Consider the following 21,819-nt stretch of genomic DNA (forward strand, 5'->3'; position numbering starts at 1 on the left):
ACCGGCATCGACCCCGTCCTTCCAAGGATCGGAAACCATGAACACACCCATCATCATAGGTCGGCAGACCTTCGACGGCCTGGGCCGTCAGCTCACCGTAGAGGTCGGGGGGCATACCACACGTTTTCATTACATCAATGAACAGCTTGCCCCGTCGGGCAACTCTCTGGCCGACGGCCGGGAAATCGCCTTCACCTACGAAAAAAACCTCAATCATCAACTGCTGAGCGTTCTGGGGCAGGATGAAACGCCCGTGCAGATGGCGTATCAGGCAGACATCGGCCAACTCGCCAGCGCCAGCGGAGAACGGGGCATTCAGTCGTTCGCTTACACCCCGTCAGGGCAAGCCTTGAGCGATGAGTGGGTCGTCGACGACACCACCCACACCACCCACTGGAAATATTCAGTCGCGGGCCTGCTGCAAGGTTTTGACGACGCGCAGGGCATCACTCATCGACGCGAATTCGATGAGGCTGGTCGTGTGAAGCTGACCCGCGTGGGCAGCATCGAAACGCGCTACGCCTACGACGGACTCTCTCGTCTGATCAGTGTCGAGGTTTCGGACCCTGACAGCGCGCGCACCCTGACCACTTCCATCACTTACGACACGCTCGGACGGGAACGCACCCGGACGTTCGCCATCACCCCCGACCCTGACGCTGAAGACGGTGCACCTCGTGCCGTGACTCAGACGCTGGGCTATTCGGCACGGGACCAAGTCATCTCGCGCACGTGGAACGACGGCGAGCACGTCGGGGAGGAAACGTTCGAATACGATAACCGTGACCGGCTGGTGCATTACACCGCCAATGCGCAAGCGGCCCCCCAAGATCCCTATGGCAACCGGATTGTCGAGCAGGTCTTCACCTTCAATGCGCTGAATGGCTACGAAACGGTGCTCAACACGTTTGCCGACGACACCCAGGATGAAGCCGTCTTCAGCTACGCCGAAGGTGATCCGACGAAAGTGGTGAGCGTCACACACACTCATGAATCCTGGCCATCCTCGGTCACGCTGACGTATGACGATTGTGGCCGGGTCATTGGCGACAGCCTGGGTCGCAGCATGAAATGGCACACCCAGGGCCGCCTGACTGAAGTGAGCCACGAAGGCCGCGCCTGTGCCTATCGTTACGATCCCCGAGGGCGACTGGTTGACCGGCAGATTGACGATACGTTGACCCGCAGCTTCTTCAGCGCCGACCAGCTCACGCATGAACAGACGGGTGAAGACAGCCTGCAGCTCATTGGCGACGACCACTCGTTGTTCGCGGTGAACAAGGTCACCGAAGGAATGCGCAAGACCACCCTTCTCGGCACCGACGGTCAGGGCACCGTGCGCATGGAAGCCGACAGTGCCATTCGAACCCTGGGGTACACCGCGCACGGTGCTCAAGCCCTGGATGCAGCGCAAGTGCCGTTCGGTTTTGCGGGAGAACGACGCGAGCCGCTGACCGGCTGGTACATCCCCGGCGGGCACCGCCCGTACGATCCAGTGCTGATGTGTTTCCTGGCGCCGGACAGCGAAAGCCCCTTCGGTGCGGGTGGGATCAACCCCTATGCCTACTGTGCCGGCGATCCGGTCAATCGTGTCGATCCCGACGGACACAGCTGGGTGAGTTATGCGCTGGCGGGGGCGGGTCTTGCCCTCTCGGCGATAGCACTCATTCCCGGTCTTCAGGCAGCGCTGCCGATTGCGGGTGCGTTATTCAGCGCGACCTCGACGCTGTCGACTGCGCAGATCGCCTGCCTTGCCGCTGCGACACTGGATGTCGTGTCCCTCACCACCGGCGTCGCGAGCCTCGCGCTGGAAATCAGTGGGCATGGGGGATCGGCGGCAGGGATTCTGGGGGGCATCTCGCTGGTCACCGGTCTGGCTGGCGCAGGGATAGGCCTGAAGATGCACAGTTTGCGAAATGCGGGCGCGCAGCAACGGGCGATGGACCTTAAAACCAACTGGTCCCCCAAACCCGGTCGGCTCGGCAACAGCGAAGTGATCTATCAGGGCACATCCCGGGCCGTGGACGTGGGATTCATCGAAACCTACCGAGGAACGAACCAAGCGGCATTGCTTACCCATGGGGACCCACTCCGCGCGCTGTTGATGGGGCCTGATGGCAAGGTCGCAAGGGCAGCGGACATTGCCAGGGATTTCATCGCGCCAAGGCTGAAAGCGCTGAATTATCCAGCGGACGAAACCTTCGTACTGCTGTCGTGCTGGGGCGGCAAGAACGGAGCAGCACTGGAGATTGCCAAGGAGCTGGGGCGCCCCGTTAAAGGGTTCACTGAAAAGACGTTCGTCAAAGGTTTCGCCAACCTTCAGCTCGGAGGCAATGTGGCCAATACTCCGCTGGAAGCAGTGCCCTACCTCGAACGTTTGCGAGCGACGGGCAATCCTTTCAAGGCCTGGAAGACTTCATTCAGAGAAGCGGGAGCAAAGATTTTTCACCCTGACGGAACGATAACCGCTGCTTTGTAGGACGAGTTGATGCTGCGGCTGCCTTCCGTCCCACTCACCCGACGGCAGCTGCAGCTCGTCGAGCGGCGCCATGAAACCCTTTTCCACGGATTGGAAACCATGAATACACCCATGATGATAGGTCGGCAGACCTTCGACGGCCTGGGCAGGCATCTCTCAGTCGATGTCGGCGGGCACATCACGAACTTTCACTATCGCGCAGGGCAGCTCCCTCCTTCGGCCAACACCCTGGCCGACGGCAAGCGCATCGAATTCACCTACGAGTCTGCATTGAACAATCAGTTGCTCAGCGTCAGCGCCGAAGGCGAACCTGTTCAGCTTCTCGGCTATCACCCGTTGGGGATGCCCCAATCAGCCAGCGGGGGGCTGGGCGATGAGTCCTTCGAATTCAAAGCATCGGGCCAACCCAGTCAGGACATATGGGCGGTCGAAGATGAAGAACACGTCACCACTTGGCATTACTCGCTGAACCGACTGTTGCAGGGTTTTGACGATGTTCAAGGCACTCGGCACCGACGTCGTCTGGACGCCCAAGGTCGGGTTGAAGAAGTTCACGTCGGCCATCTGATGAGCCGTTATCGTTATGACCCGCTGTCGCGCATGACTCACATTGATGTGGAAGACCAGGACGGGGGAAGCACGCTGAGCACGGTGCTCACCTACGACAGCATAGGTCGCGAGCACACCCGCACCTTCATCGCCACGACGCAGGACGCTGACGGTGATCCTGCCACTCGAATCCTGAAGCAAACGCTTGGGTATTCAGCGCTCGATCAGATCACCTCGCGGCACTGGAGCGATGGCGAGCAAGCGGGCGAGGAAACCTTCGCGTACGATTTTCGCAGGCGCTTGGTGCTGTACACCGCCGACGCCGACATCGCTCCTGACGACCCGTTCGGCAACCCCATTGTCGAACAGCGCTTCACCTATAACGCGCTCAACGGACATGAGCGTGTGCTCACTACCTTCGTCGACGGCAGTACCAACGAGACGCTGTTCAGCTATGCCAGCGACGACCCGGTTCGCGTGACGAAAGTCACCCACAGCCATCCCACATGGCCGAGCGAAGTGGTGCTGACCTACGACGAGTGTGGCCGGGTGATCGGCGACAGTCTGGGCCGCAGCATGCGCTGGAATGCCCAAGGTCGCTTGACGAGGGTCGACCACGAAAGCCATCACTGCGAGTACGGCTACACCGCCAGCGGTCACCTCACGGATCGTCGTATAGACGACACGCTGAGTCGCAGCTTCTTCAGTGGGGAAGAGGTGACGCATGAACGAACAGGAACCGACAGCCTGCAATTTTATTCGGGTGAGCAAGGCGTGTTTGCCATCCACACCATGACCGATAAGGTCCGTCAAACGACATTGCTGGGGGCCGATGCACAAGGCAGCGTCCGCCTTGAAGCCGATACGACGACCCGCACGCGTCAGTACAGCGCCTACGGAACAGAACGTGAAAACGCCGAGCACCTGCCGATCGGTTTTGCCGGCCAGCGCGTCGAACCGGTCACTCATTGGCAGATCCTGGGGTACTACCGACCTTACGACCCGGTACTGATGTGCTTTCTCAGCCCTGACAGCGAGAGCCCGTTTGGCCGAGGCGGCATCAACCCTTATGTCTATTGCGCAGGCGATCCGGTCAACCGCATCGACCCGGACGGGCACAGCTGGGTGAACTATGCGCTCGCAGGGGTGGGGCTGGCGGTTGGAATCGCAGGCACCATTGCCAGCCTGGGCGCGGCTTCGGCGCTCATCACACCTATCGCAATGTTTGGCTTGAAAGCGCTGACGCCAAGCGCGGTGATGATCATCAGCGCGGGCATTCTGAACGTGGCCTCGGTGGGCACCGGCGCCGCTGCCCTGGGAATTGAAATGACCGGAGGTGACAAGCGTACGGCCAACATACTGGGCTGGGTGTCGCTGGGCACTGGCATCGCCGCCAGCGCACTGACCGCCATTGGGCACGCCAGTGCGAGGATCGCCGCGAAACAAGTGCTGCAGCGGCGCGACAGTTCTATCCTCTTCGAGCGCAGGCTTGGAAGCCACGATGTCGTATTTCACAAGAAACTGTGGGGAGACAAGTTTATGGGGTTCGAAACCCACGGAACCCCCGAAGGCTATCTGATGAACTCAAAAGGTCTGTATGACACCGCCGCCAATGTCGCAAAAACGGACATCGCCCCACTCTTGGTCAACATGGACCCGAACAGGCCATTCGTACTGCTCGCCTGTCAGGGAGGCTCCAGCGGTGCGGCACAAGAAGTCGCCAACGTCCTGCGCAGGCCCGTGTTGGGGTTTCATGAAAACATTTTCGTCGGTACCGCTAAGTGGATGAAACAGTCGGCGAACTTTGTGACGAAAGAAGGCGTCAGAACGCCATTCGCACTTCAACAGATTCCCCATTTGAAAGGACTGACAGGGGTGCACGGACCACACTACTTCGCTCATGGCGTCGAGTATGAACTCGCCTCTTTTCAGCTCTATAAGCCGGTTTAGTCATCGTCTTCGCAATGACGCAGCGAGCCGAGGGTAGCGATCTCAGGGTCGCAGCCCTCCATGACCGTTCGGCGCCCCCCTACCCTTCACGACTAACGTTTACCCTGCGGCAGGGTGTCGCGCCGGTTGCCACGCGGTATACTGCGCCGCCTTTTTCCTGCCGCTGCGCCTGAGCGGTAGCCGAGCCGATGGCCGTTTGCACGCAAGTCCGTGCCTGTTTGCGCAAACCGCCCTATAAATGTTCCCGCCTGATTCGAGGAGAACACCCATGACCGTGATCAAGCAGGATGACCTGATTCAGAGCGTCGCCGACGCGCTGCAGTTCATCTCCTATTACCACCCCGTCGATTTCATCCAGGCCATGCACGAGGCCTACCTGCGCGAAGAATCGCCCGCCGCGCGCGACTCCATGGCTCAGATCCTCATCAACTCGCGCATGTGCGCCACAGGCCACCGTCCGATCTGCCAGGACACCGGCATCGTGACCGTATTCGTTCGTGTGGGCATGGACGTGCGCTGGGATGGAGCCACCATGAGCCTGGACGACATGATCAACCAGGGCGTGCGTCAGGCCTATAACCTGCCGGAAAACGTCCTGCGTGCCTCGATCCTCGCCGACCCGGCAGGCGCTCGCAAGAACACCAAGGACAACACCCCGGCGGTCATCCATTACTCCATCGTCCCGGGCAACACCGTGGAAGTGGACGTGGCGGCCAAAGGCGGCGGCTCGGAAAACAAATCGAAGATGGCGATGCTCAACCCGTCCGATTCGATCGTCGACTGGGTGCTGAAAACCGTTCCGACCATGGGCGCTGGCTGGTGCCCGCCTGGCATGCTCGGCATCGGCATCGGCGGTACCGCCGAGAAAGCGGCGGTCATGGCCAAGGAAGTCCTGATGGACTCCATCGACATCCACGAGCTGAAGGCTCGCGGCCCGTCGAACCGCCTGGAAGAAATGCGTCTGGAGCTGTTCGAGAAGGTCAACCAACTGGGCATCGGTGCCCAGGGCCTCGGCGGTCTGACCACCGTGCTCGACGTCAAGATAATGGATTATCCGACCCACGCAGCGTCGCTGCCGGTCTGCATGATCCCCAACTGCGCCGCCACCCGTCATGCCCACTTCGTGCTCGACGGCTCCGGCCCTGCTTCGCTGGAAGCGCCACCGTTGGACGCCTACCCGGAAATCGTCTGGGAAGCCGGCCCGTCGGCCCGTCGCGTCAACCTCGACACCCTGACCCCGGAAGACGTGCAAAGCTGGAAGCCGGGCGAAACCGTCCTGCTCAACGGCAAGATGCTCACCGGTCGCGACGCGGCGCACAAGCGCATGGTCGAGATGCTGAACAAGGGCGAAACCCTGCCGGTGGACCTGAAAGGTCGCTTCATCTACTACGTCGGCCCGGTCGATCCGGTCGGCGACGAAGTGGTCGGCCCCGCCGGTCCTACCACTGCCACCCGCATGGACAAGTTCACCCGTCAGATCCTTGAGCAAACCGGCCTGTTGGGCATGATCGGCAAATCCGAGCGCGGCCCGACCGCGATCGACGCGATCAAGGACAACAAAGCTGTTTACCTGATGGCCGTCGGCGGTGCTGCTTACCTCGTCGCCCAGGCGATCAAGAAGTCCCAAGTGCTGGCCTTCCCGGAACTGGGCATGGAAGCGATCTACGAGTTCGACGTCAAAGACATGCCGGTCACTGTCGCGGTTGACAGCAAAGGCGAGTCGGTTCACATCACAGGTCCCGCCATCTGGCAGAAAAAGATCAGTGAGAGCCTGGCAGTCGAAGTGCAGTAAGCGCTTCGCTGGCAGTCACGAAAAGCCCGGCCTTTGTGCCGGGCTTTTTCGTTTCCGGACGGCTCACCGCTGAAACGGATTCTTCCGCTTGCGAGGCGAGCCGTCGTCCAGCAGCGGTAGCCCTTGCTCTGCCCTGCGCAGGTTGACCTCTTCCGCCGTGTCGTTCTCATCCTCGTTGATGGTGTACCAGCCTTCATAGGTGATCCGCCGCATCCATCCCTTGGCGGTCATGGTGACAGTCGGGCGTCCCAACGGATCGTAGAACTGCTCGTCGTGATACCAGTGCTCCCGGGCAGAGCTGTCATCCACGTAGCCTTCGGTATTGGTGAAATAAGGTCGGTAGACCCGCACCGCCAGTCCCTTGTTGTTGTATTCGACGCGCTCGCTGACGCGCCAGCGAGGGTCGGCTTCGACTTCGGTCAATTTGCCGTCTTCACCCACGTTCAATCGCCCGTCGATGACCTCGTACGCCTTGCCCGGCTCGACCAATTGGCGGGTTTGCAACGTTCTGCCGAATCCATCGACAGAGGCCAGGCTCTTGCGCAATTGACGCTCAGGGTCATCGGGATAGCGGTCCCACTGCATGGCCAGGCTATGGACAGGCGCCTTGTGATCGACCCAACTGAACGCGTCGTAGTAATGAACGGTGGCGAAGTCGATTGTTGATGGAGAGACGATCGCGTCCACCGGTTTTTCTTCCTCCATCACAGCATCGACCAGCGGCTGGAAACCGACCTCCTTGCCCAGCTCCGTGCCATAGAAACTGGTCATGCGCAGGACTCCAAAACCGTCATACAGCGCTTCCTGAGAATTGCGATTGGGGTCGACGATTTTGACCGGTTGCATGTTGCGATAACTGTAAGTTGCCGACGTGGTGCAACCATCGGGTGCAGTCACCGACTTCACCATCAGGTTGTAGTCATCGTATTCAACGGTGCTCCATCCATGGCTCGCCGTCGGCCTGAATGTCTCCACCCGATAGAACTGTTCAGCGCCCGCATAGGTGTTGAACCCCCGCTTGACCGACCACAAGGTGCGGTCTGGCTCCTCGGGCAGCATACACGTCATGTCGTGGTAGCCGAGCTCGCTCAACTTCGCGGTCAGCTCCTCAGGCGTCATCACCCGGTCGTACGCCGTCAGCGCGTGGTCATCCAGCTCGGCGAGCTCCACGGCATCGGGCAACGCCTCAAAGGTCGCCTCGCCCTCCCCCGCATTGACGTAACGCTGCTTGCTGAGCGCCACCAGCGTGCGAGGCAGCGACGCAAACCAGCCTTGCGGCGCCTTGAAAGCCTCATAGCTAATGTCTTCAGGGCTGACCGTCGCGCGCTCAGCCACCATCGCATTGCTTCGGCTCAGATAGGGCAAACCCAGCCGCCAGCTCTGTGCTGCGTCCAGATGAATCGGCCGGGCCCGAGCTTCCGTCAGATAGAAGTTCTGCTGAGCGTCATCGTGCGCGGCCTTCCACCAGCGCTGCTGGTGCTCGTCGTCGAACGGCGGTGTATCGCCTGCCGACTTGCGCCGAGCGTAATTGACGCTGGCGCCGTGGGTCAGCACACCGTACTCGTCCCAGGTCAGGTTAATGGCGCGCTGGCACATAGGATCGTCCGCGTGGCCTTCGTACTGATAACCGATCGACTCCAGCTGCAACGACAACTGCCGCGCATAGGGCTGATGTTTGCTGACCGGCGCCAGTTGGCGCACCAGATAACGCGACGATTGCACCGAATACGGCACGCCATTGGGCGCTTCTGCCTCCAGGCCAAAGACTTCAACCCTCAGCACAGCCCCCGCCAGTGAGCGGGCCATCTCGCGCAAATCATCGTCGGTGGGTGAAACGATAAGCTGATCGTCGCCATTGGCAAAGGTGGTCAGCAGATCGTTGCCCAACACCAAGGCATCTGGGTCGCTCTCGTCACATCCACTGATTTTTTTCGCCGGATGTCGCCCGCTGTGATACCAGGTTTTGGTCAGCACGGGGGCCGTGAAGCCTTGTTCTTTCTGAGTGGCGTGTATCGCCTCGCTGTCGGTCTGATACACCAGCCCGAAGCCGCGAAACTCGCGCTCGTGACCATCGTAATAGCCCTGACGAAACTTGAAGTGCTGAGTCAACTGATTGCCCGTCACCTCATCGAGCTGCGTCTGCCGGGAGACCACGTGCAGCGCGAACGGCACGCCCGACTCCCCTGCCAGTCCCGCCTCCTGCAACTCGACTTTTTCGTCCAGCCACTCCTGCGCGGAACTGCGATAGTCAATGGAACCCGACGCGCCCATACCGTTACGAGTGCTGTACAACAGATACGGTTTGACCGGCGGATGATCGAAGCGCCAATGCGTGGTCTTCATGTGCGGGACCGTCAGCACCAGGCTCGAACAGCCCAACCCCTGCAAATCGGCCATGTTCACTTGGCAGAGGTGGTCATAGCGAACCCCGTCCGGCCAAGGGTGTGTGACCGGTTCGGCCAGGTGGTTGCCTGAGCGGTTCATGAACAACTGAAAGCCATCAGACTCCAGATACACCAGATCAACCGCTCCGGAACCGTCCATGTCCGCCAGCCGAACGCGCCCGGCGTCAAATTCATCCCACGAAAACGGCAGTGTCGCGAACAGCTGCCCTTTGCCAAATCGCCCTCTGCCCAGGTTCGCCCAGACCCGGATCTCATTGTGACGAATACGCACAAGATGTTGCTGACCGCTGCCAAAAATGTCGCAGAAAGCGACCAGCTCGGATGAACTGCTGGTGAGCATTGGCAGCGAATCACCTTCGTTGTCATGCGCGATGTCCCGCCCTTTGGCGAAGCCATCATCACGCCGACTGGCGTACAGGCGCACGCTGCGAGGACCAATCAGCGCGAGATCAGACAGCCCGTCCCCGACCAGATCCGCCAACTGCCCTTGGGCATGGAAGAACTCCCGCGGGAAGGCGGAAAACGGCGTGAATCGGGTCCAGCTTCGATCTGGATTCAAGGTAAAGAAACCCGCGATGCCTGGCTGCGCCACGATCCAGTCGAGACGGCCATCCCCGGTCATGTCAGCGAGTGACTGGCGAACGGCCGTCTGCAAATCAGCTGCAGGGTTACCTGGTAGCACCTTCCAGGGGGCGTACTTCACCGCGTCGGGATCATCGGACTGGACGTCACGTACAGGCTCGCGGTACATCCAGCCCTTGTCCGAGCGATACAGCACCCCGGACAAACCCTCACCGCACAGATCCACCATCTGGTACGGCTGACCATCGTCCAGCCCCGGCATGGCCTCGAACGGCTTGAATGCCCCCTGCGCTACGTCAAAATTCTGATAGGTAAACACCACAGGCGGCCGAAGGCTGAGCGCGGGCTGGATGCGCTCCCCCCACGCCAGGCTTTCCACCGAGCTGAGTACTTTGCCCCCCTGCTGAAGGTCCTCGTAGTTGAGTTTCAGCGCGCTGATCAGGGTCGGCTTATCGGCATCGAGCTCAGCGGGGAAGTAGTGAAACATGATGACGTGGTGCACGAAGCGCAGGTGACCCAGCTCAAAGCCGTAGCCAAACGATGAGTGAAAATCAGCGCGCCCTTCCCAGGGTTTGTCGCCGTCATAAGCCAGTTGATCATTGGCGAACGTGCGCTCGCCATAGTCAAAGATCAGCTCGAAGTGCCATTGCAGTCCGGCCAACTGCTGAGGAGCCCACAGATACAGATGGGGATGCGCCTTGAAGTTGCCATAGCGCGTCCGCCAGAGATAACGCTGAGCGCTGAAGTTGCGCCCTGGGCTGGGCGTCGTATCGGCCACAAGCCCTTGCATATCCTCGGCCTTGTACTCGTACAGCACGTGATCGCCGATGGGATTGACCGTTTCTTCGAGCAACCACTCAGCCACGCGGTTCGGGTCATCGGGGTCGCGCAGGCGGGAGGCCGGTTGACGACCAAACATTGCCAGGCTTCCATCTGCGCCGTGGATCAGCCAGAAGCCTGCGGGGTCACTCTCATGGCGCCAATGCTCGATGCGAGCAAAGGCTCCTTCGACACGGGCGAAGTAGCGAACGACCTTGTAGGGCTGATCCAGTGTGAGGCCGCCATAGTCGCTGACGGTTGTTTCGATGAGTGCGCCTTGTGCATCACGCTCAGCCAGCAGGACTCCGCCATCGGGGCCAAGCATCACATCCTCATCGGTGTACAGCGGCACGCCCTTGGTCGCCCGTCGGGCAATCGCCCCCACGTTCAGCCCCCATCCCAGACCGAACAGGCCATTGCCCACCGAACTCTGATAACTCAGGCCGAGCGCCGGTGCATAGCCGCGTCCGGGCGTGATTGGCAGCGCGATTTCCAGTGACGCCGAGCCTGTAGCCCCTACCGCGCCCCAGCCCTTGCCGATGCTCTGAATCGCCCCGCCACCCTTGGGCAGCGAGGGCGCGGAGATACCGACTTGCTGCTCCTGATCGGCCATAATCATGCTCCCTTCGATCCTTGAACGGTGGCATCGCGCGAGTGGATCGCGCGGTGCCATGACTGTTCGTAAGATTAGGGCGCATGGGGTGTACGAATTAGAACTTACCGCGATGAGGCTTATCGCGAATGACGCTCGTGAGGGTGCGTTTTACCCGCTGAGCGGCAGGGCTTCCCCTGCCGAAGCGTTGTTGCGCACCAGGCTCAAGGGTGTGACCAACGCTCGATGCTGGCTGAGGTAGCGCATGCAACTGACCCGCAGGAACGATGCGAAATTCACCACTTCACCGCGATAATCCATGACTTCTTCATACAATTTGCTTATCAGTTGATTGGTGGTGATGCCGTCATGCCCGGCAATCTCGGCGAGAATGTCCCAGAACTGATTTTCCAGCCGAAGCGTCGTTACCACGCCACAAATGCGCAGCGAGCGCGAGCGGGACTCGTATAGGATCGGATCAGCTTTAACGTAGAGTTCGCACATGGTCAAACCTCCGTCTTACAAAATGATTTGGGTGCCGAGCACCTTCAAAAACGCCGCCAGCCACGCCGGATGCGCAGGCCAGGCGGGACCGGTTACCAGATTGCCGTCTGTGTGCGCTTCGTCCATCCCAATCTCGACATACTCGCCCCCCGCCAGCCTGACCTCGGGCGCACACGCGGGATAAGCACTCAACGACTTGCCCTTCAACACCCCGGTTTCGGCCAGCAATTGCGGACCATGGCAGACCGCAGCGATGGGCTTGTTGTCGCGCCCAAACTCGCGCACCAACTCAAGCACCCTCTGGTTAAGCCGCAGGTATTCCGGGGAACGCCCGCCAGGCACCAGCAACGCGTCGTAGTCGGCGGATTTCACGCTGTCGAAGTCGAAGTTCAGCCCGAAGTTATGTCCGCGCTTTTCGCTGTAGGTCTGATCGCCTTCGAAGTCATGAATCGCCGTGCGGATCACGTCACCCTTCTTCTTGCCGGGACAGACGGCGTGGACGGTGTGACCGACCATCTGCAGCGCCTGAAACGGCACCATCACTTCGTAGTCTTCGACGTAATCGCCGACCAGCATCAGGATTTTTTTCGCAGCCATCATCAATCCCCTTCTGTTTTTGTGACGTCGAGTATTCGCGCAGTCCTTCAGTTCTGGGTAACAGCCTAGTACTACAGCGCAAGCGCGGCACATCCGGCAGATGTATGACCGGCGCGCCGTTGGTCGCGAGTCCCGCTCGCCCGGTCAAACGGCTTCTAACCTTGAATGATCAGCCGACAAGGACGTCATGAGCATGGGTCTCCATTCCTTTAGTCCCCATTTGCACGTCATCGAGCCTCGCGGATTGTTGGCTCGTGAAGTGGCTTGGCATCGAATCGATCAGATTGATGAGGCCCAGGCTCGTGTGACGCGTCATGCGTGGGATGAGGCCGGACGCTCGGTGGCCGATTGGGACCCTCGCTTGTGGGAAATGGCTGCAACCGCGAATAGCAGAAAAACGCCTTCCTTATCGGGTCGGGCCCTGCTCGATGAGAGCGTTGACGCGGGCTGGCGGTTGGAGCTGTCTGGCGCTGACGGGCAATCGGTCGAGCGTTGGAATGGCCGGGGAAGCTACAGCCGCACCGATTACGACGAATGTCTGCGGCCCGTTTCGGTGACTGAGAGAGCGATCAATGCGCAGCCGAACGTGGTCGAGCGGTACACCTACGGAGATCCTTCTGCGTTGTCCGCTGAACATAATCAATGCGGCCGACTGATTCGTCATGACGACCCGGCTGGCACCCTGTGCGCGCAAGCATTCGGGTTGGCAGGCGGTGTACTGATCGAGAACCGAAGGTTTCTGCAGACAGACGAGCAGCCCGACTGGCCCCTTGATTCAGGCCAACGCGATGCGTTGCTGGAGCCTGGCATTGGGCACACCACCACGGCCGTTTTCGACGCCACCGCAGCGCTCGTCTTTCAGACCGATGCGGTCGGCAATCGCACTGAGCACCGCAAAACCGTCGGCGGGTTCCTACGGGAGACACGCCTGAAACTGGCCAGCGCGCAGAATGCTCAGACGCTCATCGGCGACCTTCGCTACAACCCGAATGGCCAACTGGAAAGCGAGCGTCTGGGTAACGGCGTCATCAGCGAAAAAACCTACGAGGCGAAAAGCGGGCGGCTGACCCGCATCTTCTCTTCACGAGCCGACGGCACAGTATTGCAAGACCTGAACTACCGCTACGACCCGGTGGGCAACGTCGTCGAAATCGAGGACGCCGCTCAGGCCACTCGTTTTTTCGCCAACCAACGCATTGATCCCGTCAGCCTCTATCGATACGACACGCTGTACCAACTGATCGAAGCTACTGGCCGCGAAGTTACTACAGGTGCCAGCCATGGGCCTACCCTGCCAGCGCTTCAATCCGTGCCTCAAGACCCCAACCAATTGAGCAACTACACCCAGCGTTACGACTACGACGCAGGGGGTAATCTGCGGGAAATGCGCCATGTCGGCGCGCAGTCATTTACTCGAACAATGCTTGTAGCCCCAGACAGCAATCGAAGCCTGCCTGAAGGCGATGTCGATCCGGATTTTGACAAGGGCTTCGATGCCAACGGCAATCTGCAACAGCTCATTCGGGGGCAGGATTTGTACTGGGACGTGCGCAATCAACTCAGCCAGATCAACACCGTCAAGCGCAACGACCGCAAGAACGATGACGAACATTACGTGTACGACGGCAACAGGCAGCGTTGTCGCAAGACTCATAACGCCCAGGCTGCCACGAGAACGCTGCTGTACGAGGTGCGCTATCTGCCGGCGCTTGAGATCCGCACGGCGTCGACTAGCGAAACACTGAACGTATGCACGGTTCAGGCAGGCAGTCACAGCCTGCGGGTTTTGCACTGGCAAGCTCAAAAACCCGAGGAGATTGAGAACGATCAAGTGCGCTACTCGCTGACCGATCACTTGGGTTCTAGCACACTGGAACTGGATGACACTGGCGACTTGATCAGCCAGGAAAGCTACTACCCATTCGGCGGCACATCATGGTGGGCGGCGAGAAATGCGGTGGACGCTAAATACAAAACCATTCGCTACTCAGGCAAAGAGCGCGATGCAACCGGGCTGTATTACTACGGATTCAGGTACTACGCGCCGTGGTTGATGCGATGGCTAAACACCGATCCGGCAGGCAGTGTCGATCACTTGAACCGATACTGCTTCGTCAGCAACACACCGGTTCGCAAGCTCGACGCACAGGGAATGAACGGAGTGGACCCCAATCAGGCCGCCACTCTCATCCAGAGCCACGTCAGAAGGTTTCTGTCTCCTGTCAAAGTCCAAACCCCCACCCAAGGCGTCATCAGTGTTTCGATCAAAGGCGACAGCTCAGTCTTTGACCGTGTGGGCATTGCTCTCGACCGTCAAGCGAAAGCCGCCCGACAACTTTTTTATCTTGCTCTGGACAGTAGTCTGCAGGGCAAGGTTTCTGGCGGTGATGAATCAATACGCCTGAGCTCAGCCTCAAGTGCGGACATTGCCAATGCCAGCGGCTCCATGCCGACAGCCTATATAAATGGCAGCTACTTCAACATGGGAAGCCCCGCGCCCAATCAAGGTATTGCTGACTACGCCTCGGTAGGCGAGAACCTCATTGATGGCAGGCACAAGGCATCCATACCGATTCCCGCGAGCTATGTCGGCAGTTATACGAAGGTGACGCTGCAAGATGGGTCGTTTATTCATGTAGCCCCCAAATTGACAATGAACAGGAAACCTAGCTTCACAAGGCAGGACAGTGATCTTGAGCGAAACCAATACAGCGCCGAGACATCACATGTTGGCGCGTTGGGTCATGCCAGCGATCCCAATGCCCGCTCAGGAATCAGCCTGGCGGCAGCGGACACGGCAAAAACACGGCTGGCAATGGCTCTGAATCCCGGTCGAGGTTCCTACGCACGTAAAACTGACGAACCGGGCTTTACCATGCTCGAATGGACCACTGTCATGACTCGCCTTGACGCATTGAATGACAGTCCAGTTAACGGTGGACCAGGGCTTGCGGCAGCGTCATCCTGGAATCTGGACGGCGGAGACTCATCAACGCTCGGGGTCATTGATGACAGCGGCGCGCACGTGATGCGAGTTAATACACTGAAGATCAACTCAAGAGCCTCCAGACCCGCCAGGCCCATCGGGAACTTCCTGTCTTTTCATCGCAGGTGAATGTTTAGCCCGTGTGAGAACCCATTAACCCCGACGATCCAGCGCATTCACCACCAGCCGATCGACCCAACCCCACAGCCGCTGCTGAACCCGGCGCCACAGCGGTCGGCGCTGCCAGTCCTCAAGGCTCACTTCACTGCTCAACAGAAAGTCCCGCTCGAAGCTCTCCTCCACGGCCCGCGTCAGCGCCGGGTCCATCGCCTCAAGGTTCGCTTCCAGATTGAAGCGCAAATTCCAGTGATCGAAATTGCAGGAGCCGATGCTGACCCAGTCATCCACCAGCACCATTTTCAAGTGCAGGAAGCACGGCTGGTATTCGAAGATTTTTACCCCGGCCTTGAGCAGACGGGGGTAGTAGCGGTGCCCCGCGTAACGCACCGACGGGTGATCCGTGCGCGGGCCGGTGAGCAGCAGGCGCACGTCAACACCCCGAGAAGCTGCGCGGCGCAAGGCGCGGCGGACTTTCCAGGTGGGCAGAAAATACGGGGTCGCCAGCCATATACGCTTTCTGCTGGTGTTCAGCGAACGGATCAGCGATTGCAAAATGTCGCGGTGTTGCCGTGAATCAGCGTACGCCACACGGCCAAGCCCCTCTCCGCTGACCGGGGCTTTAGGCAAGCGCGGCAGGCCGAAGCTTTCAGCCGGTCGCCACGCGCGGCGGCGAGGATTCGCGTGGAACTGACGGTCGAACAGCGCTTGCCAATCCAGCACCATCGGGCCGCGAATTTCCACCATGACTTCGTGCCATTCGCTGGCGTCTTGATCGGGGCGCCAGAACTCGTCAGTGACCCCGGTGCCGCCGACCACCGCGAGTGCCTTGTCTATCAGCAGCAGTTTGCGGTGGTCGCGGTAAAAATTGCGAATGCCGCGCCGCCAATGCACGCGGTTGTAGAAACGCAGGATCACGCCCGCTTCGGTCAGGCGCGTGCGCAGACTGAGGGTAAACGCCAGCGACCCGAAGTCATCGAACAGGCAGCGCACAATGACGCCACGTTTCGCGGCATTCACCAGCGCCTGCACCACCGCTTCGGCGCAGGCGCCTGCTTCCACCAGATACAGCTCCAGCTCGACTTGCTGCTGAGCGTTTTCGATGGCCGTGATCATGCGGGGGAAGAACGCGGGGCCGTCGATCATCAAGTTGAATTGGTTGTCTTCACGCCACGGAAAGATCGCGCCTCTCATGCTCAGCGCGCCGTGAAGATCAGCACGGCGCCGACGGGCACCGAGAAGCTGATGGCGGAAAGATTCGCGACGCTGCGCAATGCGTCGAGGCCCGGCAGGAGGCCGAAGTCCTCGGCGTGCAACACCAGAGGCTCAAGCGTCACCACCTGAAAGCGTCGCTCATCCAGCCGGGTCGCCAGCAATTGAGCGCTGTAGCGTTGCGATTGGCCGTGCAACTGCACCCTCAACGGCAGGCGAAGTTCGAGCTGCGCGCCGGGCGCAAGGGCGTTGATGGGTCGCATGTCCAGTTGCGCCGTGATAGTCGCCTCGGGAAATTGCTTGATGTCGAAGAGCTGCTTGCGCAGTCGCTCATCGCGCAGAGGAATGCCGGTGCTGACAGAATCCAGCTCGACCTCAAGCTCGGCCACACCCTTGGTGTCCACCTTCCCGTGCAGGTTGAGGAAACGGTGAACTTCGGAGATATCAGCATTTTTGGTGGAAATGAACGACAGTCGCGACGACTCGTTATCCAGGTACCAATTCGCCTGCGCAGGCAGCGCCAGAACGGCGAGCGAGGCCAGCAGCAGACGAGGGAAAGTGGGCATGAGAACTCCAGCGGCGCGATTGAGGCAACCTTATCCGGCTGTCTGACCGCAGGCAAACGGGGATGTTCGCCCTCATGACCCGGCAGGCAGCAATCGACAGCCCTGATGCGCTCCTTGCCACTGCGCACTGCTCTCACGCCCCATGCCGGTGGCGGTGATGCGCTTGTCGCTCAGGCTTTCGGTCAGCGTGCTCGGCAGCCACTGTTTCACGTAGCCCTGACAATAGTCCGCGGGGTTGTTCATCACATACCGACACGAACAATATTCCTTGGCGGTGTAGGCGCTGATGATGGTGGGAAACGCCTCTAACTGAACGCGCCAGAGCCAGATCATGGCCAGCAAAAACAGCAGGATCAGGATGGCGGCACTGCTGAACGGGCGACGCCGAAGTAAGCCTTTGCGCGCGCTCATTGGGCGCCCTCCCCGGTGACGGCTTTCAGGGCCCGTTTGAGCAGCTCATCGTGGTCGTAACTGCCGTCGCGGTCGTCGGCGTAACGCACGATCACGAGGCCAGCGCTAGGGATCACGTACAGCGCCTGTCCCCAATGTCCGAGCCCGGCGAAGGTGTCGGGCGGCGCGTCGGGCCAGGGGCCAGGTTGGCCGCCTGCTGTTTTGTTCAACCACCAATGGCCGCCGGGGGCTTCGTGAGTGGCCGTCTGTGAAGCGAACGGCGTGAGGTTGAAATCGACCCATGCCTTGGGCAGCAACTGACGATTTTGCCAACGCCCCCCGCGCTGCATCAGCAGGCCGATGCGCGCCAGATCGCGGGCCGTCATGTAAGCGTATGACGAGCCGACGAAGGTGCCAGTGGCGTCGGTTTCCCAGACGGCACTTTTAATGCCCAAGGGATCGAACAGCGCGGTCCAGGGATAATCCGGGTAAGCGGCGTCGCCGACCATGCCTTTCAGCGCGGCGGCCAGAACGGTGCTGTCGCCGCTTGAATAGCGATAAGACGTGCCGGGGGCGCTGGCGACATCATGCTCGGCGGTGAAACGCGCCATATCGCCGCGCCCACGGGTGTAGAGCATCGCGACCACTGACGAGTTGAGCGGCGCGTATTCGTAATCCTCCTGCCAGTCCAGGCCTGAAGCCCAGTGCAGCAGGTCCTGGATCTTGATGTCCGGGTGAGTGTTGAACGGCGGGTAAAACCTGGCGACTGGATCGCTGAGCGTGAAGCGGTTTTCACCGAACGCCACACCGAGCAGCGTCGCAAGAATGCTCTTGCTGATCGACCAGGTCAGGTGCGGCGTCTCGGCCTTGGTCACGCCCGCATAGCGCTCGTAGACCACATCGCCGTTGCGAATGATCAACAACGCGTCGGTGCGAATGCCCTTGCGCGTTTGCTCGTCGCGGGGCGGGAAGGCATACGCCTCAAGATCATTGAGCGCCGCGCTTGGGGCCAAGGGGTGCGCGGGCCATTGCTCATCAGGCCACGTTTCGGCAGCGGTCTGGCAGGCGATCAGAAAAAGGAAAAGCGTGAACAGCAGACGGCGCATGAACGGGTCTCGAATGCAGGATGCCCGAAACCCTAGCAGGCAATGATGACAGCGCATGGTGTTCCCGCTGCGACGCGACCGCCGCGGCATCATCGGCGGCACGCGATCTTCCTGTGGGAGCGAATTCATTCGCGAGACGCTAGCGCAGGCGACACATTTGCATCGGCTGTGAAATCTTTCGCGAATGAATTCGCTCCCACAGATGATCGTGCGTGCAGCCAGCCCCTTTTTACGCGCCCCGAACCCTGTCACGCAACCATCACCAAAGCTTAATAGTCATGACATCGGCCCTCCCTAGCCTGCATTCGTACAGCAATGCTTCGAATAATCAGTCGACCGGCCTGGACCAAGGCTGGCCCACGGAGACGCCACATGACTCAGATTGCCAGCATTCGAGACACCTCCTCCGACCGTCGCCTGCAGGCCGAACGCCTGATCGGGCCACACGCCATGCAGGAAGCACAGGCGTTGCGCTTCAGTGTGTTCAGCGGCGAATTCAACGCCAAACTCAAGGGCGCTGAACTGGGCCTCGACATCGACGATTACGACGTACATTGCATGCACATCGGCGTGCGCGACCTCAACAGCGGTCGCCTTGTCGCCACCACCCGCCTGCTGGACCACAAGGCTGCCAACACCTTGGGCCGGTTCTACAGCGAAGAAGAATTCAGCCTCCACGGCCTCGGCCATCTGCAAGGCCCGATCCTCGAACTGGGTCGCACCTGCGTTGATCCGGCCTACCGCAACGGCGGCACCATCGCCGTGTTGTGGAGCGAACTGGCCGAAGTCCTTAACGAAGGCGGCTACAGCTACCTGATGGGCTGCGCGAGCATCCCGATGCAAGACGGCGGCATTCAGGCCCACGCCATCATGCAACGTCTGCGCGAGCGTTATCTGAGCACCGAGCACCTGCGTGCCGAGCCAAAAAATCCGCTGCCGACCCTCGACCTGCCGAACAACGTGATCTGCGAAATGCCGCCGCTGCTCAAGGCCTACATGCGCCTGGGTGCGAAGATCTGCGGCGAGCCGTGCTGGGACGAGGATTTCCAGGTCGCCGACGTGTTCATCCTGCTCAAGCGCGACGAGCTGTGCCCGCGCTACGCTCGCCACTTCAAGGCAGCCGTGTGATGAGCACGCTGCGCAGTCATGCGCGAGTCATCCGCGTGCTGGGGGTCATCGCGCTGGGCCTGACTATCGCGGGCACCTTCGCCCTGATGGAACGCCTGCGCATCGGCAACTCCATGGCGCGTCGTCAGCGCTGGACCAGTTGGTTCATGGCGCGCCTGACCGGTGCCCTGCCGTTCCGCGTCAAGGTCAGCGGCCATTTGCCGGGCCAGCCGATGCTGTGGGTCTGCAACCATGTGTCGTGGACCGACATTGCCCTGCTGGGCCAACTCGCCCCGCTGTCGTTTTTGTCCAAGGCTGAAGTGCGCACCTGGCCCGTGGCGGGTTGGCTGGCGCTGAAAGCGGGCACGCTGTTCATTCGTCGCGGGTCGGGCGACAGCAAGTTGATCCAGAAGCAAATGGGCCAACACCTGCAGGGCAATCATTCGCTGGTGATCTTCCCCGAGGGCACCACCACCGATGGCCGCAGCCTGCGCACCTTCCACGGTCGCTTGCTGTCGAGTGCAATCGAGACTGGCGTGGCGATTCAACCGGTCGCGATTCAGTACCTGCGTGATGGCAAGCCGGATCAAATCGCGCCATTCATTGGCGATGACGACCTGCTGTCGCACCTGCGTCGCCTGTTCGCCAACGAAGTCAGCGACGTCCACATCCAGTTGCTGACGCCGATTGAGTCTCAAGGCAAGGAACGCGCAGCGCTGGCGTTTGAAGCTCAGCAAGCGGTGCAGACGGCACTGTTTGGTGAAGCCACTCAGTCCGGCGATGTCGCCAAGCCCGCCGAAGCACGCCCTGCCGCCAGAGCGGCCTGAGCGAACGCTTGCAGCTCGGGGTAGAAAGCACAGAAATCGTCGCTCAACGGCCGATAAAGCGCCTGCAGTTCCTGCATGGCGCCGGCCAGTCCCTCGGGGCGTGACAGGCGTCGGGCAATCCCGGCCAGCGCATCGCCCACCACCTCGAAGTCCACGTACGAACCGAGCCAGTCCTGCGCCGCCATGCGCGGAGCGATGTAGGCGAGGCGCTCCGGCAAGTTCGGCTCATCGGCCAGCACCCGGTACACCTTGTCAGTGAAGACGGGCAGCGGCACGTCCGAATACTGCGCCCAATCCCGCGCCAGGCAGTGATCGAAAAACACGTCCAGCACAATCCCCGCGTAACGCCTGCGCTCCGCCGGGAATCGCCCCATCGCCTGTTTGATCACGGGATGGCCGTCGGTGAACACATCGATGCGTCGATGCAGTCGGATGGCGTCTTCGATGTCCGCAGGAAACCGTCCCGGCAACAGTCCTTTGACGAAATCGCCATACAGGCTGCCGAGCAGTTGCGCAGGCGTCTGACCGCCGAGGTGGAGGTGTGCGAGGTAATTCATCGGAAGAATGTAACAGACATCAACACGATCCCTATAGCAGCTGCACGCCCCCAGCTATAACAGCGATCTCTATGTGGGAGCGAATTTATTCGCGAAAGGGTCGGTGCGGACAAGTAATCTCAGCGACTGAACGATTTTCGCGAATGAATTCGCTCCCACAGATGCACTGCGGTGCGCCTGCTTTTGCCAGGACCGTAACCCCTTAGAGCAGTCGCGAGATAAAGCATAAGCCCCATATCGTTATAACTCGATATACCGATTCACAAGCTCCTTAGCACCCTTTCATATTTGTATATCGCGATGCACAGATATAAAGTTCGCCCCATCGCGATATACCGCTACATGCGGATTGAGAACGACATGCCTATCGACCTCGACGACATCATAAAAGCCCTGTCGCACCCGGTGCGGCGTCAGATTCTTTCCTGGCTGAAAGACCCTGAAACCTGCTTTCCGGACCAGCAACACACCTTCGACGGCGGCGTCTGTGCCGGTCAGATCGACCAGCGCGCAGGCCTTTCGCAATCGACCGTTTCTGCCCATTTGGCGACGCTGCAACGTGCCGGGCTGATCACCAGCAAAAAGCACGGTCAGTGGCATTTTTTCAAACGCAACGAAGACGCCATTCAGGCGTTTTTGCAGGAGCTGACGCGTCAGCTCTGAACACTTTCAGGAGACGCCC

General features: G+C 60.2%; 15 protein-coding genes. 7 read left to right on the forward strand and 8 right to left on the reverse strand.

Annotation, left to right across the window (positions count from 1 at the left end):
• The first annotated feature begins 37 nt into the window (after nucleotides 1-37).
• The 3 genes from ACWKWE_RS09015 (at nucleotide 38) to ACWKWE_RS09025 (ending at nucleotide 6,770) form a co-directional block, all read left to right on the forward strand.
• Nucleotides 38-2,479: an RHS repeat-associated core domain-containing protein gene (locus tag ACWKWE_RS09015; protein WP_483850310.1), complete on the forward strand. Its 2,442-nt coding sequence runs from the start codon at nucleotides 38-40 to the stop codon at nucleotides 2,477-2,479.
• 9 nt (nucleotides 2,480-2,488) lie between these two features.
• Entirely contained in the window at nucleotides 2,489-4,978 is a 2,490-nt protein-coding gene (locus ACWKWE_RS09020; RefSeq protein ID WP_483850474.1) for an RHS repeat domain-containing protein, read from the forward strand.
• 268 nt (nucleotides 4,979-5,246) lie between these two features.
• Nucleotides 5,247-6,770 (forward strand): fumarate hydratase, encoded by a 1,524-nt coding sequence (locus tag ACWKWE_RS09025; protein ID WP_166596534.1) that lies wholly within the window; start codon nucleotides 5,247-5,249, stop codon nucleotides 6,768-6,770.
• Between the two features lie 63 nt (nucleotides 6,771-6,833).
• Here the strand turns inward: ACWKWE_RS09025 and ACWKWE_RS09030 are convergent, their stop codons facing one another.
• From ACWKWE_RS09030 to ACWKWE_RS09040, 3 genes are all read right to left on the reverse strand, one after another.
• On the reverse strand, nucleotides 6,834-11,195 hold the full coding sequence (locus tag ACWKWE_RS09030; protein WP_483850311.1) for a SpvB/TcaC N-terminal domain-containing protein: 4,362 nt from the start codon (nucleotides 11,193-11,195) through the stop codon (nucleotides 6,834-6,836).
• Nucleotides 11,196-11,339: 144 nt separating this feature from the next.
• Complete coding sequence (locus ACWKWE_RS09035) at nucleotides 11,340-11,672, reverse strand: ribbon-helix-helix domain-containing protein (protein ID WP_166596532.1); 333 nt, start codon at nucleotides 11,670-11,672, stop codon at nucleotides 11,340-11,342.
• A gap of 15 nt (nucleotides 11,673-11,687) precedes the next feature.
• Nucleotides 11,688-12,272 (reverse strand): DJ-1/PfpI family protein, encoded by a 585-nt coding sequence (locus ACWKWE_RS09040; RefSeq protein ID WP_341964478.1) that lies wholly within the window; start codon nucleotides 12,270-12,272, stop codon nucleotides 11,688-11,690.
• Between the two features lie 190 nt (nucleotides 12,273-12,462).
• On the opposite strand from ACWKWE_RS09040, the gene ACWKWE_RS09045 reads away from it, so the two are divergent.
• Complete coding sequence (locus ACWKWE_RS09045) at nucleotides 12,463-15,384, forward strand: RHS repeat-associated core domain-containing protein (RefSeq protein ID WP_483850312.1); 2,922 nt, start codon at nucleotides 12,463-12,465, stop codon at nucleotides 15,382-15,384.
• 24 nt (nucleotides 15,385-15,408) lie between these two features.
• Here ACWKWE_RS09045 and ACWKWE_RS09050 read toward each other — a convergent pair whose 3' ends face one another.
• The 4 genes from ACWKWE_RS09050 to ACWKWE_RS09065 form a co-directional block, all read right to left on the reverse strand.
• Nucleotides 15,409-16,566 (reverse strand): phospholipase D-like domain-containing protein, encoded by a 1,158-nt coding sequence (locus ACWKWE_RS09050; protein WP_483850313.1) that lies wholly within the window; start codon nucleotides 16,564-16,566, stop codon nucleotides 15,409-15,411.
• A 2-nt stretch (nucleotides 16,567-16,568) separates the two neighbouring features.
• Complete coding sequence (locus ACWKWE_RS09055; protein ID WP_166596528.1) at nucleotides 16,569-17,150, reverse strand: YceI family protein; 582 nt, start codon at nucleotides 17,148-17,150, stop codon at nucleotides 16,569-16,571.
• A 72-nt stretch (nucleotides 17,151-17,222) separates the two neighbouring features.
• On the reverse strand, nucleotides 17,223-17,561 hold the full coding sequence (locus tag ACWKWE_RS09060; protein WP_166596527.1) for an amidase: 339 nt from the start codon (nucleotides 17,559-17,561) through the stop codon (nucleotides 17,223-17,225).
• Nucleotides 17,558-18,646 carry a serine hydrolase domain-containing protein gene (locus ACWKWE_RS09065; protein ID WP_483850314.1) on the reverse strand — a complete coding sequence of 363 codons (1,089 nt, stop codon included), beginning with the start codon at nucleotides 18,644-18,646 and terminating at the stop codon, nucleotides 17,558-17,560. The genes ACWKWE_RS09060 and ACWKWE_RS09065 overlap by 4 nt, the downstream gene beginning before the upstream one ends.
• Nucleotides 18,647-19,018: 372 nt before the next feature.
• On the opposite strand from ACWKWE_RS09065, the gene olsB reads away from it, so the two are divergent.
• Complete coding sequence (olsB, locus tag ACWKWE_RS09070) at nucleotides 19,019-19,774, forward strand: L-ornithine N(alpha)-acyltransferase (RefSeq protein WP_166596525.1); 756 nt, start codon at nucleotides 19,019-19,021, stop codon at nucleotides 19,772-19,774.
• A complete protein-coding gene (locus tag ACWKWE_RS09075) occupies nucleotides 19,774-20,580 on the forward strand; it encodes a lysophospholipid acyltransferase family protein (RefSeq protein ID WP_166596524.1) in 807 nt (268 codons plus the stop codon). The genes olsB and ACWKWE_RS09075 overlap by 1 nt, the downstream gene beginning before the upstream one ends.
• Here the strand turns inward: ACWKWE_RS09075 and ACWKWE_RS09080 are convergent.
• Nucleotides 20,523-21,137, reverse strand: coding sequence for an acyl carrier protein phosphodiesterase (locus ACWKWE_RS09080; RefSeq protein ID WP_166596523.1), 615 nt, complete (start codon nucleotides 21,135-21,137; stop codon nucleotides 20,523-20,525). The two genes, ACWKWE_RS09075 and ACWKWE_RS09080, sit on opposite strands and share 58 nt — an antisense overlap.
• A 360-nt stretch (nucleotides 21,138-21,497) precedes the next feature.
• On the opposite strand from ACWKWE_RS09080, the gene ACWKWE_RS09085 reads away from it, so the two are divergent.
• Nucleotides 21,498-21,800, forward strand: coding sequence for an ArsR/SmtB family transcription factor (locus ACWKWE_RS09085; protein WP_166596522.1), 303 nt, complete (start codon nucleotides 21,498-21,500; stop codon nucleotides 21,798-21,800).
• Nucleotides 21,801-21,819 lie beyond the last annotated feature (19 nt).

It is taken from the genome of Pseudomonas salicis (assembly GCF_057128705.1).

Excerpts from the sequence above, each read along its gene's own strand:
- ACWKWE_RS09015 (WP_483850310.1), top strand. The coding sequence starts at position 38 with ATGAACACACCCATCATCATAGGTCGGCAGACCTTCGACGGCCTGGGC.
- ACWKWE_RS09025 (WP_166596534.1), top strand. The coding sequence starts at position 5,247 with ATGACCGTGATCAAGCAGGATGACCTGATTCAGAGCGTCGCCGACGCG.
- olsB (WP_166596525.1), top strand. The coding sequence starts at position 19,019 with ATGACTCAGATTGCCAGCATTCGAGACACCTCCTCCGACCGTCGCCTG.
- ACWKWE_RS09040 (WP_341964478.1), bottom strand. The coding sequence starts at position 12,272 with ATGATGGCTGCGAAAAAAATCCTGATGCTGGTCGGCGATTACGTCGAA.
- ACWKWE_RS09030 (WP_483850311.1), bottom strand. The coding sequence starts at position 11,195 with ATGATTATGGCCGATCAGGAGCAGCAAGTCGGTATCTCCGCGCCCTCG.
- ACWKWE_RS09065 (WP_483850314.1), bottom strand. The coding sequence starts at position 18,646 with ATGCGCCGTCTGCTGTTCACGCTTTTCCTTTTTCTGATCGCCTGCCAG.
- ACWKWE_RS09035 (WP_166596532.1), bottom strand. The coding sequence starts at position 11,672 with ATGTGCGAACTCTACGTTAAAGCTGATCCGATCCTATACGAGTCCCGC.
- ACWKWE_RS09085 (WP_166596522.1), top strand. The coding sequence starts at position 21,498 with ATGCCTATCGACCTCGACGACATCATAAAAGCCCTGTCGCACCCGGTG.
- ACWKWE_RS09075 (WP_166596524.1), top strand. The coding sequence starts at position 19,774 with ATGAGCACGCTGCGCAGTCATGCGCGAGTCATCCGCGTGCTGGGGGTC.
- ACWKWE_RS09020 (WP_483850474.1), top strand. The coding sequence starts at position 2,489 with ATGCTGCGGCTGCCTTCCGTCCCACTCACCCGACGGCAGCTGCAGCTC.
- ACWKWE_RS09050 (WP_483850313.1), bottom strand. The coding sequence starts at position 16,566 with ATGAGAGGCGCGATCTTTCCGTGGCGTGAAGACAACCAATTCAACTTG.
- ACWKWE_RS09045 (WP_483850312.1), top strand. The coding sequence starts at position 12,463 with ATGGGTCTCCATTCCTTTAGTCCCCATTTGCACGTCATCGAGCCTCGC.
- ACWKWE_RS09060 (WP_166596527.1), bottom strand. The coding sequence starts at position 17,561 with ATGAGCGCGCGCAAAGGCTTACTTCGGCGTCGCCCGTTCAGCAGTGCC.
- ACWKWE_RS09080 (WP_166596523.1), bottom strand. The coding sequence starts at position 21,137 with ATGAATTACCTCGCACACCTCCACCTCGGCGGTCAGACGCCTGCGCAA.
- ACWKWE_RS09055 (WP_166596528.1), bottom strand. The coding sequence starts at position 17,150 with ATGCCCACTTTCCCTCGTCTGCTGCTGGCCTCGCTCGCCGTTCTGGCG.